The organism is Okeania sp. (assembly GCF_035285525.1).
In the GTDB taxonomy this organism is placed as follows: domain Bacteria; phylum Cyanobacteriota; class Cyanobacteriia; order Cyanobacteriales; family Microcoleaceae; genus Trichodesmium.
Genome location: NZ_JAYKGW010000171.1, coordinates 34,139 through 55,213 on the forward strand (window position 1 = coordinate 34,139; position 21,075 = coordinate 55,213).

The 21,075-nt window shown below is 40.0% G+C and carries 1 protein-coding gene; it reads left to right on the forward strand.

What is annotated here, in order from left to right; all coding sequences use genetic code 11:
* The first annotated feature begins 463 nt into the window (after positions 1-463).
* Complete coding sequence (locus VKJ25_RS16355) at positions 464-21,031, forward strand: DUF4347 domain-containing protein (RefSeq protein ID WP_324237703.1); 20,568 nt, start codon at positions 464-466, stop codon at positions 21,029-21,031.
* Positions 21,032-21,075 lie beyond the last annotated feature (44 nt).

The following is a 21,075-nucleotide window of genomic DNA, read 5'->3' on the forward strand; positions in this document are numbered from 1 at the left end:
CACAATAGTTTTAAGCACTATATCTAGGGTCGCTGCGTAAGTCCTGAACCAATGAAAATGGATTACAGGTTCCATTATTAATAATTAATATCGATAGTTTATGTAGTATGCATTTTTACTTAATATCCTCTATAAAAATTATTATCATTAGACATCTCCAGAAAAGAGGGAACACTTAACTGGGAACACTTAACTGGGAACAGGAAGAAATAATTGATAATTTATGGATAAGAATTGATTTAATTTTTTATTTTTGGAGATGTCTATTGAAAATATTAAATAATACGCATTGAAATATATTTTGCATCACAAAAAAAGCAAGGCTAAAATCCATGCCTGGTATATGCTACAGCAATTGTAAGCTAAATTTTTTCCATTTTGTTATTGATAATAATTATATTAATTGATAGTATTGCCCCAACAACTGCATATAAATCATCCCATAACACTCTTATAGAACAAGATGGACAACCAACCTAAATCCCTAGTTTTCCTAGATACCAGTATTTCCAACTACCAACAGTTAATGGAGGGTATAGACCGTAATAATACTGAAATAATTCTGATTAATGGCAGTCAGAATGGCATTGAAGTAATTACTAATGTTTTGGCTCAACGTCAGAATCTCAAGAATATCCAAATATTGTCCCACGGGTCAGAAGGAGCCTTGTATTTGGGTAACAGTAAGTTGGATAGTAGCAATTTGCAGGATTATAGTGCCCAGTTGGATACCTGGGGCAAAGCTATGACTAATGGTGGGGATTTTCTCCTTTATGGGTGTAATGTGGCCTCTGGGGATGGTAAGACTTTTGTGGAGGAGTTGAGTCGGATTACTAGGCGTGATGTGGCTGCTTCTGAGGATTTGACGGGGAGTAGTGTCCGTGGGGGTGATTGGGATTTGGAGTTTAAAACGGGGGATATAGAGGCGCGATCGGCTTTGCTGCCGGAGGTGAGGGCTAATTTTGCTGGGGTGTTGGATCCTGTTACTATTTACAAAGATTCTAACTACCAAGGGTGGAGTAAGTCTTTCTATAGTGAAGGATTTTATACAAATTTTGGAGATGTCGGCAACGATAGCACTAGCTCTATCAAAGTCGAGGAAGGATATAAAGCAACTCTTTACAAAGATAATACACAAAGATCCGATTCAATTATTTTTCTGGGAAATAATAGTAAGTTAGAGAATAATTTTAACGATATAGCTAGTGCTATTAAAATAGAAAAAATACCCGAAACCGGACTGAAAGCTACTTTATATAGTAATGAAGATTTTACTGGGGATAGTGTTAAGTTCAATACCAATATAATTTCTCAGGATTGGGGTGGCTTTAATCATGGTGTTCCTAGAGAAGATCCAGATTTCTTTTCCGCAGTCTGGGAAGGATATTTCGTTCCCCCAGAGTCGGGAACTTATAAATTTTCGTATAAAGCTGATGATGTGGTTCGATTTCAAATAGATACCAACGGAAATGAATGGTTTGACATAGATAGTGGATGGTACACACTAGGAGACGGGAAGAGTAGTAGTGAATATTTCCAGGAGGGTACAGCTTATAAAACAAAGGTCAGTTATTTTGAAAGGAAGGGCGATGCTTCGATAGATTTTACCGTAGATGGACCTGGACGTAGTGATAGCAGAAATCTATCGGGCTTATTTGTTCCTTATAACCCTCCTAAGCTTTCTATTACACCATTAAATTCTGAGTCTAGTGAGAGAAGTGGATATGCACAATTTCAAGTTACGGCTGATAAAACAGCACCTTATGACATTGACTTGAATTTTAGTTGGAACGGACAGTATACTACCAAAGACGGTCAAAGTTATTTTGGCAGGCAGATTCCTAGAGGCAGCCGAGAAACCATAGTTAAAATACCGATTAAAAATGATAGTGTCTATGAAAGCTCAGAAACACTAACATTTACTCTCAAACCAGGTAATCCTGCCTATTTACTAGGAAGCAATACCACAGCAACTGCTGAGATTATAGACAATGATATGAAAGTCTCCCTTGAAGGAGGAGGAGAAACTTTAAAAGAAGCAGAGCAAGGGAAGACAAATCTGACGTTAAAGATAAGTGATGGAGGTTTCCAAGAAACCACCCCAGTTACATTCAATACTACTGGTAGTTTGCATCTGAGGATTGACCCTATAACTGTTCCAGCAGGACAAACTTCTGTTGATGTTCCCGTAACTGCCATTAAGAATACAGATGTAATAAACGATGAAAGTTTCCAGATATCTGTCGCTCCAAATTTATCATATTATCAACTTGCCGATAATAATACTGTTAATATTAACGTAGAAGATGACGAACCGGAAATTGATATTACCTCAACTGGAATAATAGAAGAAGCAGGTGCAACAGGTGAATTTACTATTAACTTCACAAAAGTCAATCCCCAAGAATTTGAGCTAAAATTCCAAGTCGAAGGTACTGCCAAACATGGAACTCTCCGCAATCCAAGTGCTGACTCTGATTATAAACTGTTTTACGATGCCTTAAATGAAAATGGCAAAAGCTTAGAGTTAGAGGGAAGCAATTATCTAAAACCTGGCACCGACAAAGCTAAGCCTGACATCCATACAGTTAAAGTTCCTGCTAACACTAAAACCATCAAACTTCGAGTCCAACCTATTAATGACGAACTCTGGGAACCAGATGAAACAGTAACAATTACTCTGTTAGACCACGCAGAATCTACCTCCGCTAACAAGCAATACTACAAAATTAATAGTAGTAAAAATACTGGAACCTTCACCATCAAAGACAACGAACCTACAATCTCCCTGGGTAAAGTTGTCAACCCAGAAGAAGGCTTTGGTTTTGGCAGCACTATTCAAGAGTTGGGTAAAGCTCTCGCACTAGATGGTGAGGGTTATGTCAGGGTTCCTAGTAGCGATAAATTAGACCTCAGCAGTAACGGCAAATTTACTCAAGAAGCTTGGGTTGATGTTACTGGTAGTGGCGAGCAAGCTATTTTTGGTGATGGGACTTATCAAACTAATAATCAAAAGGCTTTTCCTCGTCTCTGGATAACTAAGAAACAAGGAGTCAAGGCAGCTTTTGGCGATGGGGAAGTTTATCACGAGTTGTTCTCTCCAGATAACGTACTCAACCCCAATAGTTGGAACCATTTAGCTGCTACCTTTGATGGTACGGATTATAAAATCTATGTCAATGGTGTCGAAATAGTTTCCACAGATAAATACAAAGGCAAAAAACCGGACAACAGCCAACAATTTGATATAGGGCGCAATGGAGAAAGTGACTACTTCCAAGGTGCCATAGATGAAGTCCGTCTGTGGAATGTGGCCCGGACTCCTGGGGAAATTCAAAATGCGATGGTGACTCCCCTAACTGGAGAAGAAACAGGGTTAATTGGTTATTGGAGTTTTGAGAACAACACTAACGACAGTTCTAGTAACGACAACCACGGGACTTACGTTGACAATATATTTATTACCCCTAATAATGGTAACAACGAAAGTCAATTTATTGATTCTCAGGCCAACCCCGATGGCAAAAATCTGGGTAAAACTCTATATTTTACAGGTGAGGGGAAACGTCAGGTAACTACTCGTGCTTTCGATACGACGGTTGTTGACAATATTACTTTCGACCTGATTTTTAGTGATGGTACTAATGGTGGAGAAGCAGCAGACGAAGGAAAAGATGTCGTTCTGGAATATTCTACCGATGGTGGTAATAAATGGCAGCAACTCGCTATTTACGACACGGAAAATTACACCCAGTGGACTGCTATCCAAGAAACCCTCCCAGAAAATGCTCGGGCTGACAAGACTGAATTCCGCTGGCGACAAATTCGTGACGATGGAAGTGGGGATAACTGGGGATTGGCCAACGTTCAGGTAGCTAATTATATCAATAATCCCGCGCCACAGATCGGTTACATAGAAGTCAACTTGGATCGGCCTTTTGAAGCTCCCCAAGGTCTTTGGGTGAATTACGATATCAACAGTACCGCCAAGCAAAATGAAGATTACTTCAACTCTCGCTATCGCAAAGTATCCACCGATGGCAACTCAGAACGAGATGGAATTATTATTCCCCAGGGCGAAACTTCTGGTCGGATTTATATTGTAGCTAATCCCGATGCACTGGAAGAAACAGACGAAGAACTTACCATTACCTTAAAACCCCATAATTTTGATAATGAGGCGGGTAGTAGCAATACAAATACTAACTACCGAGTAGATTCAAATAACGAAACTCGTCTGGTCAAGATTATAGATAATGGTGCATATCAAGAAAAGGCGCTCTTCCTAGATAAATTCGATCGCCCCATCGACACTAATAATCCTTTATATGTCGATGGTAACGGCCAAGCTACAATTAAAGTTAAACTGGCTGGTTTATTTAGTGATGACAATGAGAAGGTTGCCGTTACTGTTAGTGGAAAACAAGTAAATTTCGATAATAGCAACTGGGATCGAGCGCAAACTATTACCATAGATGATTTGACAACAAGTTCAACCCTAAGTTATAGCTACAGCAACAAAGATGGCAACCAAAGTGGCAGTATCCCAGTTACCGCTACCCCACCCCAACTGATACAAACAGAAGAAGGTAGCACAGCAGACCTAATTCCTGTTACCCCAGAAGTTAGCATCAACAAAGGACGAGATGTTCGCGAGGGAGATAACCAACCAGGGGAATTTATTGTTAATTTGAACGCCCCAGCACCAGAAGGAGGGTTAGAGGTTAAATATACGGTAGAGGGTACTGCTACCACCAAAGAAGATTATGAAGAGCTACCTGATACTATTATAGTAGAGGCTGGAGAAACCCAGGTTATTTTACCTGTGGCAGCAGTAGATGACAATATTTTAGAAGACAAAGAAACAGTAGAAATTAGCCTGGTCCAGCCTCTGCCCACAGTTGGCGCAGAATTCCAAGTTAACACTTACACAAATAGTCATCAACTAAAACCAGTAGTAACAGCATTATCCAACGGTGGCTTTGTTATTATTTGGCAGTCTTATAATCAGGATGGCTCTGACTACGGTATTTACGGTCAACGTTACGATGCTGATAGTAACAAAGTTGGGAATGAATTCCAAGTTAATACTTACACCACAAATTGGCAAGAACGTCCAGCCGTAACAGCACTGCCAAATGGAGGCTTTGTTGTTACTTGGGATTCTGTCGGTCAAGATGGCTCTGGCAACGGTATTTACGGTCAACGTTACGATGCTAACGGTAATAAAGCAGGGAATGAATTCCAAGTCAATACTCGCACCATAAACGCGCAATGGAAACCAGCAGTAACAGCGCTGACAAATGGAGACTTTGTCGTTACTTGGAATTCTAGCGATCAAGATGGCTCTGGCACCGGTATTTACGGTCAACGTTACGATGCTGATGGTAATAAAGTAGGGAATGAATTCCTAGTTAATACTTACACCAAAAGCAGTCAAGAAAATTCAGCAGTAACAGCACTGCCAAATGGAGGCTTTGTTGTTACTTGGCATTCTCGCGGTCAAGATGGCGATGGCACCGGTGTTTACGGTCAACGTTACGATGCTGATGGTAACAAAGTAGGGAATGAATTCCAAGTTAATACTTACACCACAAGCTGGCAAGATCATTCAGCAGTAACAGCACTGACAAATGGAGGCTTTGTCGTTACTTGGAATTCTAGCGATCAAGATGGAGATATAACAGGTGTTTACGGTCAACGTTACGATGCTGATGGTAATAAAGTAGGGAATGAATTCCAAGTTAATACTTACACCATAGGCAACCAACATAGTTCAGAAGTAACAGCACTGCCAAATGGAGGCTTTGTTGTTACTTGGAATTCTGGTGGAAATCAAGATGGCTCTGCCAGCGGTGTTTACGGTCAGCGCTACAATGCTGATGGTAATAAAGTAGGGGATGAATTCCAAGTTAACACTTATACTAATAACGCTCAAAGAAACTCGGCAATAACAACATTAGCAAATGGTGACTTTATTGTTGCTTGGGAATCTCAGGGTCAAGATGGTTCCAACTACGGTATCTACAGTCAGCGCTATCAAAATGTATTCTATACCGTTAATCCCGAATTCGATTCGGCAACTGTCGAAATAGCTGACAATGACAGTACCAACATCGAACTTGCTAATAAAGTAGAATCTACAGGTGAAGAAACCAGTAGCTACACCTCAACTTTTACTCCTGTCAACACCTCTGAAGACGGCACATCAGAGACAGTAGGCGTGCGCCTGCCCAGTCGCCCCAGTGCCGATGTCACCCTCAAATTATCCAACCCCGACACCACAGAAGGGGAAGTCACTCCTACTAACCTGACATTTACCACCAATAATTGGGATGAATATCAGGATGTCACTATTACTGGCAAACCAGACTCAGAAAATGATGGGGATGTAGAATACGAAATTGCTGTCACAGCAGAGAGCGACGATGTTAATTACAACGACAAAACTACCGTAATTCCCGTCACTAATACAGATGAGAACAGCAACATCGAACTGGCGAATAAAATTGAAGTAACAGACCCGGAAACAGGAGAGAAAAGCACTTCCTACACTGTATCATTCAATGAAGTCACAACCTCCGAAGAGGGCACGTCGGAAACAGTAGGGGTACGCCTGCCCAAAGCCCCCAATGCCAATGTCACGGTAGAATTATCAGAGGTTGACACCACGGAAGGGGAAGTCACTCCTACTAACTTGACATTTACCCCCAATAATTGGGATGAATATCAGGATGTCACCATTACTGGTAAACCAGATCCGGAAAACGACAAAGATGAAAAGGATGTAAAATACAATATTTATTTCAAAGATACAAGCGACGAGCCTAAGTATGAAACAACAAAAATTACTGTCACCAATACTGATATAGACGGCACGGGAGAAACAGAAGCAGTTAAGAAACCAACCGCTAGCGTTAAAGTCATTGAGCAAATGACAGAAACCAAGGCGGGTAAAGTAGAAATTAGCCTCAGTGAACCAGTTCCTGAAGGGGAAACAGTAACAGTTCAGTTTAGTGCTTATGACGACAATACTGCTACAGAGGGAGAAGACTATAAACTCGGTAATAAGCTATTTATTAACTCTATAGCTGACGACAATAATAAAACTCAATTATTTGATAATCCCTTCGGCGAAGAAAGTCCCGGCAACTCTGCCAAACCAGCTTTTGGAGATGTTGATGGTGATGGAGATACGGACGCAGTAGTAGGTACTGCAGATGGCACTATCAAATATTTTGAAAACCTTGGTATTGGTAATTTACAAGCCAGGAGTGGTGCTAATAATCCTTTCAATAATATCAAAGTCGGTAGCAATGCTGCTCCGGCTTTAAGCGATATTAATAACGACAGTAAATTAGATTTAGTAGTAGGGGCAGGTGACGGGAATCTCAGTTACTTTGTGAATAAGAGCAATTCTACCAATACTCTTTTCCTCAGTGCGGATGCGATCGCCGATTTAACTAATCCCTTCAGTAGCATTAAAGCTAATAATAACAGCGTACCTACCTTTGGAGACTTAAACGGCGATCGCTTACCAGATTTAGTATTGGGGGCAGGAAATGGTTCTGTTACCTACTATTTCAATGAGGGGACGGCTACCAAACCAATCTTTAAATCTAATTCTGGCAATGAAATCACCAAGCTAGGCAATAACGCCATGCCACAATTAATTGATTGGGATTTTGACAACGATTTAGATATCATTGCTATCAACAGTGAGGGCGAGATTAAGTATCTACAAAACAGTAACTCTAGCAGCCCGAATTTTACTGTGAAAAATGGTCAAATCTTACCTGGTATCACTATCGATCCTGGTAGCGCTTTGGCTTTAACAGATTTAGATGAGGATGGAGATACAGACGCATTTATCGGTACGCCAAATGAAGGAATTGAGTACCTGGAACAATTCCAAGCAGTCACCTTTAAAGCTGGAGAAAAAACTAAAGAAGTTACGATTCAACCTATCCAGGATCGAGTAGATGAGGGAGAGGGAGAAAGTTTCAAATTCACCCTAGAAAACGGTATTAATGAAAATAATAAGTATGAAGTGGATAGTAAGTCAAACCAAGTAGAATTAACTATTGGTGATGACGACAATGCTGGCGTGACTGTCACCCCCAAACAAACAGACACAACTACTTCAGAATCAGAAAAGGGCAAGACTCTAACTTATACTGTAAAACTTGATAGCAAACCAACAGATGTAGTTCAAGTTTATTTTGGTAGTAACGATGCTACAGAAGCTTTGTTAGGAACAAGCAAATCTAAAAAACTTGAGTTAGAAGTCGAGAATGGCAAGAATCCTAATAAATTCCCTGCTCGCCAAGGCGCAAGGTTCTTTGATGGTAATGGTGTCCGTCAAGCGACTACTGAGGAATTGAACGGGACGAATGTAGACAAGGTTGCATTCGATCTGATTTTTGGTAATAATAGTAATGGTGGCGAAGCTGCGGAGGATGGTGAGGACGTAATTCTGGAATATTCCACCAATGGCGGTAGTAGCTGGTCTGTAATTGCTCGTTACGATACAGAAGACTACGCAGAATGGACTACCATTGAGCAAGAAATTCCTCCAGAAGCACGAACTCCGAAAACTCAGTTACGTTGGCGACAAGTAAGCCATGATGGTAATGGTTATGATAACTGGGGACTAGCAAAGGTAGAAATCCCAATCGCTCAAAAAGCTGAGGTTATTCAACTAGAATTTACCCCCGATAACTGGGACAAACCTCAAGAGTTTTTTGTTAGTGGCGTTGACGACGAGATTGACGATAATAATGTTCCCTACAAAATTATAACTACCGTTCAAAGTGAAGATCGTCAATATCGCGGTTTGGAAGTTGAACCAATTCAGTTAACAAATAATGATGACGCAGATAATGCCCAACTGGAAATTACGAAAATTACTGATGGGGTAGCAGAAGGACGGGAAAATATTTACAAAGTTCAGCTCTCTACCAAACCGACAGGAGAAGTACGAGTAATTGCCGATCCTCAAAACGACCAAATTCGTCTCAATGATGAAAATTTTGGCGATCGCATGACCCTGACTTTCGACGAAACTAACTGGGATGTGGAACAAGTGGTTCGAGTCAGCGCCTTCGATGATAACATTGTAGAATTTATCCATGAAAGTCAGATTGAATTTGAAGTTGAGAGTGGGAAATACAAAGACTTTGAGTCGAAAGCGGTTAACGATAATTCTGAGGGGGCGATCGACTTAGGAGAAATCCAAGGAGGTTATACCTGGAAAAATTTGGGGGTAGCAGGAACAGACCGGGATTGGTTTAAGTTTACTCTCACTGACGCTGCTACTACCGAAGATTTTGTCCGACTTAATATTACTGAAGGTAACAAAGACAACCTTGAGTTTAAAATTTACAAAGAAGACGACTTAGAAAACGCTGTTAAAACCAGCAGTAGTGAAGTCAAACTGGATGGTTTAGAAAGGGGCGAATATTACCTAGAAATATTCAGTCCTGAAAAGTCAAAGATTGAATACGATTTAGTGATCGCTGACGAAGGTTATCAATACGAGACACTGGAAAATGATCTCAAACCCCTAGATGTACAGATAGTAGACGACGATCTACCCACTGCCAAGATTATATCTGGTCCTACTGCTGCAGAATTATCTTCCGAACCTGGTTACTTTACTATTAAGCTAGATGCTCCAGTGCCTAATAGAAATGGCTCCACGGGGATTAAAGTTAACTATGAAATTGTTGGTGGTACAGCTACGCTACAAGAGAATAAACAACTGGGTGATTATAAAGTAACTAACAAAAATTCGTCCAAACAAGGTTCTGTTCGTATTGCTCCCGGAGAGGTGCAGAATAACGTCATTGTTGTGCCCATTGACGATAAGTTAGTGGAGGATTTGGATTTAGAGGTAACAAAAGTTACGAAAGGTGATACCAGCAATGGTAAAACCAAGCTCAATTTAGACGTTCAGATTCCCTTGACTGTTACGTTAACCAAAGAAGAAAATTTGCAGGAACCTAATGATACTTCTGATTCTGCTAGCATATTAACTGGTTCAGATAATTTGTCTTTTGAGAATCTCAGTATTTCTTCAAATGATAAAGACTGGTACAAATTCACTCTTTTGGAAACAGGTACCAGCAAGCACAATATAAAAATGACTCCATCAAGTAGTGGTGAAGGTTTAGGCGATTTAGATATCCGCTTATACAAAAAAGAGAATATTAATCAGGTTATTCGTTATAGTAATTTTAGTGGAAGGACAGTAGAGAATATTAGTTTAGATGGTTTACCAGCAGGTGATTACTATATTGAAGTGTATGGATATAGTGGTAGTACCAACGATTATTCTCTGAGTGTAAATGCTCCTCTTAAAGCTGAAACCCCAGAAATATTTGCAGATAGTACATTAAAATTTTCTGATGACATATCAGGAAAAATATCTAGCGGTCAGAAATTTCAAGTCACGGATAGTCGTTTGACAGCTACCGTGGCAGTTGAAGTTAACGATGAAGATGCTGACAATATTCTCGTAGGTGCCAAGGCGAAAGTTGCTGGAGAAACAATCCAAGTCAAACTCCTAGAAGGAGAAGGCTATCAAATCAAAGCCGAAAACCCAGAAGAGACAGAAGCAACATTAGTCATTCAAGATGACGACACTCCTGGAGTGAGGATCGTCCAAGTGGGAGAAAATACCACTGTTGCCGAAGAAAAAACAGCAACTTTTGCTGTTTCTCTCCTCAGCGAACCTAACGCACCTGTAACCCTAAAGTTAACTCCTGGTGCCGAGATAGAATTTGTCGATCCTGTAGCACCCACAGAAGTTGAAGTAGAAAAAACTACCTACAATTTCGCTACATCGGAACCGAAGGTAGATGACCAAACATTTGATATCAAGCTCAACAGTTTAGTCAACACAGACCGGGGCGATGCCGTAGCCTTTGACATCAAGCTCAAAGAGAAACCTAGTAAGAATGTCACGGTAAAAATCTATGATGCCAACGATTTAGATCCCACCGATAAAAGTCGTCCCCTACAAGAAATTACTTTTACTGCTGATGAAACTGCGGTTGTCAATAAAGTTACTGGGGAGAAGAAGTCGGGCAACTGGAACGAACTGCGAAAAGTTAATCTATATGAGTTAGATCGAGATGCAAGTGGTAATTACAAGCTTGTTCTTGAAGTCAATGGTCAAAAACAAGAAATAGCAATTAACAGTAAAGTTGAGAAAGTTAAAAAAGAAACCACATCCATCACTATTCAGCCAGAAGATTGGTTCAAGCTCCAAACTGTAACCGTTGCTGGCAGTCAAGATTTGGTATCTGAACCTGGTATCTTCCACAACACTTCGATTCAGTATGAAGTTACCAGCAGCGATAATAATTACAACGAAATTTTCGTACCCAATCAAACCATAGAAGTAGTTGACCGAGTTCTCAATGCTAAAGAAACAGCCCAAGGTATGAAGGAAGGCTTAGGTTTACTACAAGATAGCATCGACGAATTGTCCCTGCCTTTAGTTGGTAAACTCAAGGGCAAAAATCCCAGTATTATCGGCGATCTGGGTAATGCCCTCGCTAAAGATACGGAATCTCAAACCCAACTTACTTCCGAAAAGTTGAAGGAAACCATCGAAAATGTTCTCGGCAAGTTAGGTTTAGAATTCTTCAACGTTACTACCGAAATTAACGAACTAGAAACGATCGTCGGTATCAACTTAAGCAAACAACAAGAATACCGTCTACCCCTAGATGCTAATTTAGGGATACCCGCCCTGGGATTACAAACTGAAGGGGATCTACGGGCTGCTTTCAATTTCGATATGTCTTTAACCTTTGGCATCCACAAACAGTTTGGTTTCTACCTAGACACTGGTACTAAGAAAGATGAAAATGGCGATGAGATTAAGGATAAAGATGGCAAACCGATCTACAACACCTTTCTTGATACAGGCATCAAAGTTGATTTAAAAGACTTCAAGGGTCGTGGCGGCTTAGGATTCTTGGCTTTAGAGTTCACCGACGATCCAGAAAACCCTACAGCTTTACAGGTTAGTTTTACAGCGACTCTAAATGACGTTGATGATATCAAGAAGGACACTGATGAGACAAAGAAGCCCACTACTACTATCGTTCAAAAGAGTTTAATTACTGATAGTGGTTTAGTAATTGACGTTCCTGCATCTACTTCTCTAGAAAACGACGAAATTTTAGCAGAGAAGATTGCTACTGAAGAGGCAGCTATTGAGAATAAGATTGCTGATGCAGAAAAAGTAGATCAAGGATTAGGGACAGTTGAGGTAACTGAGTTAAGCAAAGATAAGTTATCAAAAGAAGTAGAAAAAGCTACTAGCAAAAAATCAGAGAACCCAGATAAACTGAAAAAATCAGAGGGCAAAACTGTAGGTGAGTCGGAACTTTCTGAGAGTGAGGAATTAGAAGAAACAATTTCTTCTGAAAAGTCTCAGAAACTCAAGAATAAACTGAAAAAATCAGAGGGCAAAACTGTAGGTGAGTCGGAACTTTCTGAGAGTGAGGAATTAGAAGAAACAATTTCTGCTGAAAAGTCTCAGAAACTCAAGAATAAACCGAAAAAATCAGAGGGCAAAACTGTAGGTGAGTCGGAACTTTCTGAGAGTGAGGAATTAGAAGAAACTGTTTCTCGTAAAAAATCTCAGAATAAGAACAAAAAACAACAAAAAAATAATGATGATTCTAAGTTAGTTAGTGAGTCTGGAACGACTTCAGAAACTGAAGAAGAGGCAACTCAAGAATCTCAAACTAGCGATCGGCCTTTAATTCAACGTCGCAGCGGGACAACAACTTCAACAGAAACTTTAACTGGAAATGCCCTAACTAACCGTTTATCAGAATTGGGTATTAACGAACTCAGTGTTACATTACCAACTAATGTAACAGTTGAACTAACTACTGCAGATGGTAGTTATAAGCTTAGTATTGATAATTTTGACCTCAAAGCATTAGTTAAGGAAGTAACTACTATTCAGTTACCCATTGACTTAGAAATAACTGGCGCGGTATTAAACGTTACTCAAAGTACCAAAGATGGTAAGAAAGTTAATAGTTATGATATTCAGGGTAAATTCAATAATGCCGATGTTACATACAAAGACTTAGCCAATGGTGGATATGAACTAGGAATTAAAGAGTTTGACTTGAAAGACTTTGTGGAAAAAGCTACCACCGTGACTTTGCCCATAGACTTAAAAATTGATGATGCCAAATTCAATATCACTAAAGATACAGATGGTAAAGCATCCTACGATATTACAGGTAAATTCAATAACGCCGATGTCAGTTATAAAGACTTAACAGATGGTGGTTATGAAGTCAAACTAGATAATTTTGATTTGCAGAAATTTGTCAAAGATACCACCAAAGTCGAGTTACCTATAGATGCCAAAGTAGATGATGCAGTAATTAAAATTACCAAAGTCACCAAAGGCGAGCAAGAGGTAAATAATTATGATATCAGCGGTAAGATAAATAACGCCGATGTCAGTTATAAAGACTTAACAGATGGTGGTTATGAAGTCAAATTTGATGACGAGTTAGACCTGAGTGCTGTGGTGAAGGCAGCAGCTAACGATCCTAATTTACCAATTCCTTCCCTCAGCTTAAATAAACCTAGTCTGACTTACAGCAAGGATGACTCTGAGACAAAATATAGTTTCACCCTGGCAGATGAGTCATCAATTAGCTACACCAAAAAATCTAATAACGATTATGAGTTTATCGTAGATCATTTCCCCATTGGTAAATTAAGCGAATGGATTGACACTGATCTGGGCATCTCTGGTGCTAGTGAAGTCTTTAAAGGGAACCTTGATGTTGAAATCAGCCCCAATAAGAAAGAAATAGTTTTAGATGGCACTGTAGATTTTGGCAAGTTTATGAAACCGCTCATTAATTATGATGTTTCTTGGAAAGTTAATAAACCTACCTTAAGCTACACAACTCTAGGGGGAGAAACTAAATACAGTTTCTCAGATACGAGCAAATCTATTAGCTACGCCAAAGATGCTAAAGGGCAAACTACTTTTAAGGTTGATAACTTCCCAATAGGAGATATCGCTAATGTCGTTGCTAGCGGACTAGGATTAAGCAGTAGTAATTTACCAAAATGGATAGTTGATGCGACAATCAGTCCCACTGAGAAGAGTTTAAGTGTTGATGGCGAAATTGCTGTCAAAGACTTTGCAGACTTCGTAGGGTTAAATTTACCAGATGGATTAAATTTAAGTTTGAAAAACCCCAATCTTAGCGTCAAAGGGACAGATAAAAATAAGAGCTTCGATTTTTCAGGAACCGGGACACTGACTTTACCTAAAGACTCTTTTGATGATTTTACAGAAATTGCCGATTTGTTACCAGGTATAGAGGCAACAGCTTCAGGGTTAGAGGTATCGGGAGATATTGCAGTTAGCAAATTAAGCTCTGGTGATATTGGATTGCAATTGGGAGTGCCAGTGCTAGGAGCTATCCGGTTAGAGCGCGAAAACGATAAATGGAAATTAGCAGCTATAGAGGATGGCGATCGCCTAACCATAGCAGACTTAGGAGTAGTCGCCACCAACGACGAATACAGTTTTACAGATTTATTTAACTATGAATTTAAGGGTGATGCCAATCTGGGATTAAAAACCAAGACGAGCATAGAAGGTAACTCAGCTTTCCCTTCTTTTAATGTTGATATCGCTGCCGATCTACCTTTATTTAACTATGGCAGTCAGGAAGAAGCAGATGATCGAGGTTTCGATATTGCCTTCAATAATCTCGAAATCGACCTCGGCACCTTCTTGAGCGACCTTGCTAAACCTGTAGTCGTTGAAGTTGACAGAATTATCGATCCGATTAAGCCAGTTATTAAAGCTCTACAAGCTGATACTAAGTTACTGTCCAAATTAAAGTTAGAAAGCAAGTTTGATAAAGATGGAAAACCAGGTGTATCTATATTAGAGATTGCGGAAACACTACTTCCTGAAAACAAAAAAATACAAACAGCAATTACATTTGCCAAGACTGTCAGCGGAATAGTTGATACAGTTGATGCTTTAAATAAGCAGGAAGGCAATAAAAGAATTCCTTTAGGAAGCTACAATCTAGATGATTTTAAAGCTGCAAGTCAGGATGATGCTGATGATGCCAGCAAGAAGAGTGACTCCATTAAGTTAGATACAGATGATAAATCGAAAGACACATCCGAGGATAAATCGAAAGATAAATCTACACCAGAAGAACAAGCAAAAGAAAATGAGGCTTATAAGTCATTTAGTTCTTTAGAAGGAATTTCTATTCCTTTGATTGAGAAACCTATCAATGCAGCTTACTTGCTTTTAGGAAAAAATGTGGATTTGATTAAGTATGATATTCCCGATCTTGAATTTGGTTTTGAACTCAGCCAAAGTTTCCCCTTTTGGACTCCGCCTCTAATTTCCGGCAAATTAGGAGGAGGTATTACGGCGAAAACAGACCTAGCCATTGGTTTTGATACTTACGGTGTTAATCAATGGTGGAAAAAATATAATTTCGATCCTGCTAAAGCTTATTTAGTATTTGATGGTTTCTACTTAGACGACTTTGACAAAGACGGCAAGGATAAGCCGGAGTTCAGTTTGGACGGTGACATTAGTGCAGGCGTGAATGTCAGCATATTAGCCGCCTCTGCTGAAGTAAAAGGTGGTGTTGATGGCAATGTTAGTTTTGATGTCGAAGATGTGGGCGAGAAAACTGGTAAAAACGATGGTAAAATCCGAGGTTCGGAAATTCTTTCTCGAATTAACGACCCATTATCCTTATTTGAGCTTTACGGTAAGATCGATGCTTACCTCAAAGGAGAAGCTAAAGTTTTTGGTTTGGGAACAGTTTGGGAGAAAGAATTTGCTCGTTTCAACTTAGCAGAATTCCGTATCGACAAATCAGGTGCTAGTGCTTCCGCTATTGGTGGCAAATATTCTACCAGTTATATTGCTGATGCCACTATCTTCCTAGATGCCAACCTCAACGGATTACTAGACGACAATGAACCTGTCACCGTCACTGATAGCAATGGTAACTACAACCTAGAATTTGACATCGAATACTACGATACTAACGGCAATGGAAAATTGGATGCAGAAGAAGGGCAAATAGTTGCCATGGGGGGTGTCGATACTTCCAGTGGCGTGAACATTACCACTCAAATGGTGGGCAGCGTAGAATCTGCAGTGCTAACACCTCTAACTAACCTACAAAAGTTTTTAGTCCAAGAAGAATATGTAGCATCTAACAAAGCAGCCGACAAACTGATGACTGAGAAATTAGATTTACCAAAAGGAGGAAGTTTAGCAGACAACGACCCCATAGCTGATATTGGTGACGACCAAGGGTTAGTCCAGAAAGTAGGTGTAGAATTTTATCTAGCTCATGTGGAATTGCAAAATATCATCGTTCATGCTAACGCTTTGGTTCAAGGTGTTAATTCTGAAATTGATTCTATCTACTTAGAGAAAATCGTCACTCAAGGGTTAGCTGAAGCATTGACATCTGAGAAAGTAAGTTTCGACCTCAGCAATGCTGAGGATGTAGAATTTATATTAAAAGAAATTGCTGCACAAAGCACTAAACCAGATATTGCCAATGGTGAAGAAGAAGAAGGCACTAAACCAGATATTGCCAATGGTGAAGAGATATCTGCTGATATCATCGAAACAGTAGCCGAAATGGTGGCTGAAGCTAACGCCCTCATTGATGAAATGGCAACCGCAGCAGAAAAACAAAGTCTCGAACTGGTGATGCCAACTGTTGCTCCCGTTAAGCGATCTACCCAAGGAGAACTGACGAAAATCACAAAAGAACTTGCTGCGGGCAAATCAACTCCCGAAACTGCACAAGAGCAATTTACAACCCAGCTAGAAGAAAGCAACCGGTTGGAGCCACAACTCATTAGTGATACTCGCAAGGTCAAAGTTTACTCCACAGGAGATGGGGAGATAGATGAAAACACTGGTAAAACTATTGACATCGTTATTGAATTAGGAGAACCAGCACCAAATCAAGGTGTGAATATTCTCTACAATATTTCCGGTACTGCTACCGAAGGGGAAGATTATCAAATAGTAGGACTACCTAATGGTGGTTCCGAAATTTACATAGAACCAGGAGAAACTCAAAAAACTATAACTATCTCTCCCGAAAACGATGAGATTAGCGAGCTAACAGAATTTATCACTTTGAATCTCCGGTACGCAGCGGAAAGTTTTGTCATAGATTCGGAAATGCAAACTGCTGTGGTTCGGATTATTGATGATGAAGAACTAACAACTGGAGATCAACCAGAAGGAATATGGAAACCAGGAACAGTTGACGATGATACTTTAGTGGGCACAAAAAAACAAGACACCTTGAGTGGTAATTATGGTAACGACTCTATCAAGGGTAAGGCAGGTGCAGATGTCCTCCAAGGTAGTCATGGCAATGACACCATTATTGGTGGAACTGGTTCAGATGTTGTTGAAGGCAACTATGGCGATGACCTCCTTCAAGGAAACCAAGGAAATGACCAAATTCATGGGGGTTCTGGGGTAGATAGAATTTCCGGTGGTGCAGATAACGATGACATTTATGGTGGTGCAGATGATGACAATATTTCTGGTGGTGCAGGCAATGACAATATTTCTGGTGATACAGGCAATGATAATATTTCTGGTGATGCTAATAATGACTGGATACAAGGCGGTGTTGGTAACGATGTCATCACTGGTGGCGAAGGTCAAGATGTAGTCAATGGAGGTGATGGGGCAGATTACTTTGTCTTAAAATCTCCAGAGGAAGGATTAGATATAGTAGTTGACTTCGATCCGACTCAGGGTGACAAAATTATTATTGACTCTGCTGGTTTCAACAATCCTACCCTGGAGGATTTCCAATTCCTCAATGGTTACTTGTATTTCCAAAAGCAACAAATTGCTCTGATCCAAAATGAAGGAGTTAGCTACAACTACTTCTCATATTTATCAGAAATTCTGGAAATCAAAAACACTAAAACTCTGAAAACTCCGGTTAGTCCTAAAGTTACAATCCAAGAAACAGAGGGCGCTGAAGCAGAAGAACCATCAACATCTTCTAATATTGTCTCTCGTAAAGAACCAGCCAATTTGTTCGCAGAAATATTACAGAGGGGTGTTGTCAAAGTGGGAGTTGTAAATAATCCCGTAGTTTATGAGGAACTAGAAGATGGAACAGCGCGGGGAACAGGTGCTGAATTGGGTAAAACATTAGCAAGTGCCCTGTTTGGTGATGAGAATGCAGTTGAGTATGTACTTTTAGACTTTAACCAAGGGTTTGAAGCAGTAGCTAACAAAGAAGTTGATATTCTAGATTCGGGAGCAACTTACAACCTAGTCAGAGATGCTCTATTAGATATTGACTTTGCTCCAGTTCGCTTTTATGATAACGATGCAATAATTGTTAAAGCTGATAGGGATATTGATAATGCTCAAGAACTCCAAGGTTTGACTATTGGTGTATTTGCCGGTTCGACTACGGAGCAAAATCTCAAAGATTTCTTAGCCGAAAATAGTATAGAAGTTGAGATCATAAGCTTTAGTAGCAAGCAAGATATATTTGTATCTTATGATAACGGTGAGATAGATGCAGTAGCAAGCGATCGTACTGTTTTAGCAAGCTTGATTCCCACTTTCTCTAATCCCGACAACCACAAAATACTAGACGAAGAAATTTCGGAAGGACCTTTAGCACCAATCCTGCCAGAAAATGAATCAGAGTGGGCAGATGTGGTGCGTTGGGTAACTTATGTACCTATTCAAGCTGAAGAATTTGCCATTACCTCTAAAAACATTGACCAAGTGAAAGCCGATAGCCAAGACCCAGCTATACGTCGCTTCTTAGGATTAGGTGGCAATTTAGAAGGTAATTTAGGGGAAACCCTCGGTTTACCCGCAGACTTCGCAGAAAATGTAATTAAATCTGTTGGTAATTACGATGAAATATATAAACGTGTTTTCCCTGGTTTAGAACGTAAACGCAACCATCTCTGGACTAACGAAGGTTTACATTACTCACTACCTTTCTCCGGTACAACAATTTCATCAGAATTGATTAATAATGATGAACGAGGTCTTCTGCAGGAAATATTGGAGCGTGGTGTGGTAAATGTAGGTCTCCCTGGTAATAGTCCTGGTTTTGGTGAACAAAGAGAAGGAGAATGGCAAGGCTTTGATGTTGATTTAGGTCGCGCATTAGCAGCAGCTTTATTTGGCGATCCTGATCGAGTTAATTTTGTGGAACAGGATTTTGCTAAGGGTTTCCCCAATGTAGCCAATGGTAAAGTAGATGTTTCGGCAATGGCTGTTTCCCACAACTTAGTACGAGATGCAGGTTTAGGTATCGACTACGGTCCTACCTATCTCTATACCGGACAAGGAATATTAGTCAGAAATAATAGTGGTATCACTTCTTTGCCCATGTTAAATGGTCTGAGAATAGGAGTGGTAGCAGAAAGGACTACTAAGCAAAATCTGGAAGATAACTTGGCAAAAATAGGAGGTACCTTTGTTCCCGTAGAATTTAACAGCAATAAGGACCTGTTTGCTGCCTATGAAAGTAATGAAATAGATGCCCTAGCAACAGATTTAACGATTATTGCTACCAGGATTAATGATTTTTCTAATCCTTCGGAACATCGCATCTTAAATGAAGTCTTGTCTAAAGAACCTTTAGCATTAGTGATTGATGAAAATCAGTCAGACTGGGCAGATGTTGTCCGATGGGTGACTCATACTCTGGTACAAGCAGAAGAATTTGGCATTACTCAAGAAAATGTAGATGATGTTATTGCTAATAGCGAAAATCTCCAGATTCGTCGTTTCTTAGGTTTAGAAGAAAATATAGGCGAAACTCTAGGTTTACCTAAAGATTACGCGGTACAAATAATTAAAGCTGTGGGTAACTATGGGGAAGCTTACGATCGCCACTTTAATAAGTTTAATAGCAATATTTTGCCTCGGGGTACTAACGAATTATTGAGCGACTTTGGCTTACAATATGCTTATCCTTTGGGAGTACCTCCAGTTACTGAAGATGAACCAACTGTCCCTATTCAGGAAGACTCTTCGCCACAACAACAAGATGATGAAATTGATGCTGCTGATACTACCACACCTGATGAGACTGAAGATACAGAGACGTCTGATGAAACTCAAGACACAGAGGATACTACGTCTGATGAGACTGAAGATACAGAAAGTACCATATCTGATGAGACTGAAGATACAGAAAATACCTCAACTCTAGAAGATGAAACAGGAGAACAGACAACTCTCGACCCTAATGATGGACAAGAGTCTATAGAAGAGGAAGTAGAAGCAGGTCAAGTTACAATAGGTACTGATGGTAGCAATACTTTGTCAGGCGGTTCGGACAATAATGTGCTTTACGGTATGCGGGATGACGATGTGCTTTATGGTAATGCAGGAGAGGACACTACTTATGGTGGTAAAGGGAATGACCTAATTATTGGAGGCGACGGTGACGACCTTCTTTATGGAAATAATGACAATGATACTATTGAAGGTGAAGGGGGTAACGATGAAGTTCATGGTAATCGTGGATTAGATTTTATTAATGGTGGCGATGGTGACGATCTACTTTATGGTGGTAAAGATTCTGATCGTATTTTGGGAGGTGCAGATAACGACACTATCTTTGGCGATCAGGGTAATGACTTATTAGAAGGTAATGAAGGGGATGATTTGATTGATGGTGGTGAGGGAGATAATACTCTTAGTGGTGGTCAGGGTGGCGATCGCTTTGTATTAGCTCCAGGTAACAGCAATCTGATTCTAGATTTTGAGGATGGTATTGATTTCTTACAGCTTGAAGATGGTATTGCTTTTGAGGATTTGACTTTAACTGAAGAATCAGGAAACACTGTGGTTGAGTTGAACTCGGAACGCTTGGCTATTGTTTCGGGGGTAGCTTCTGGTTTGCTAACAGCAGAAGATTTTCTCATTGCTGAAAGTTAAAGTAATTAGGACTTACGCAAAGAAACCGGGTTTCTAGGATAAAT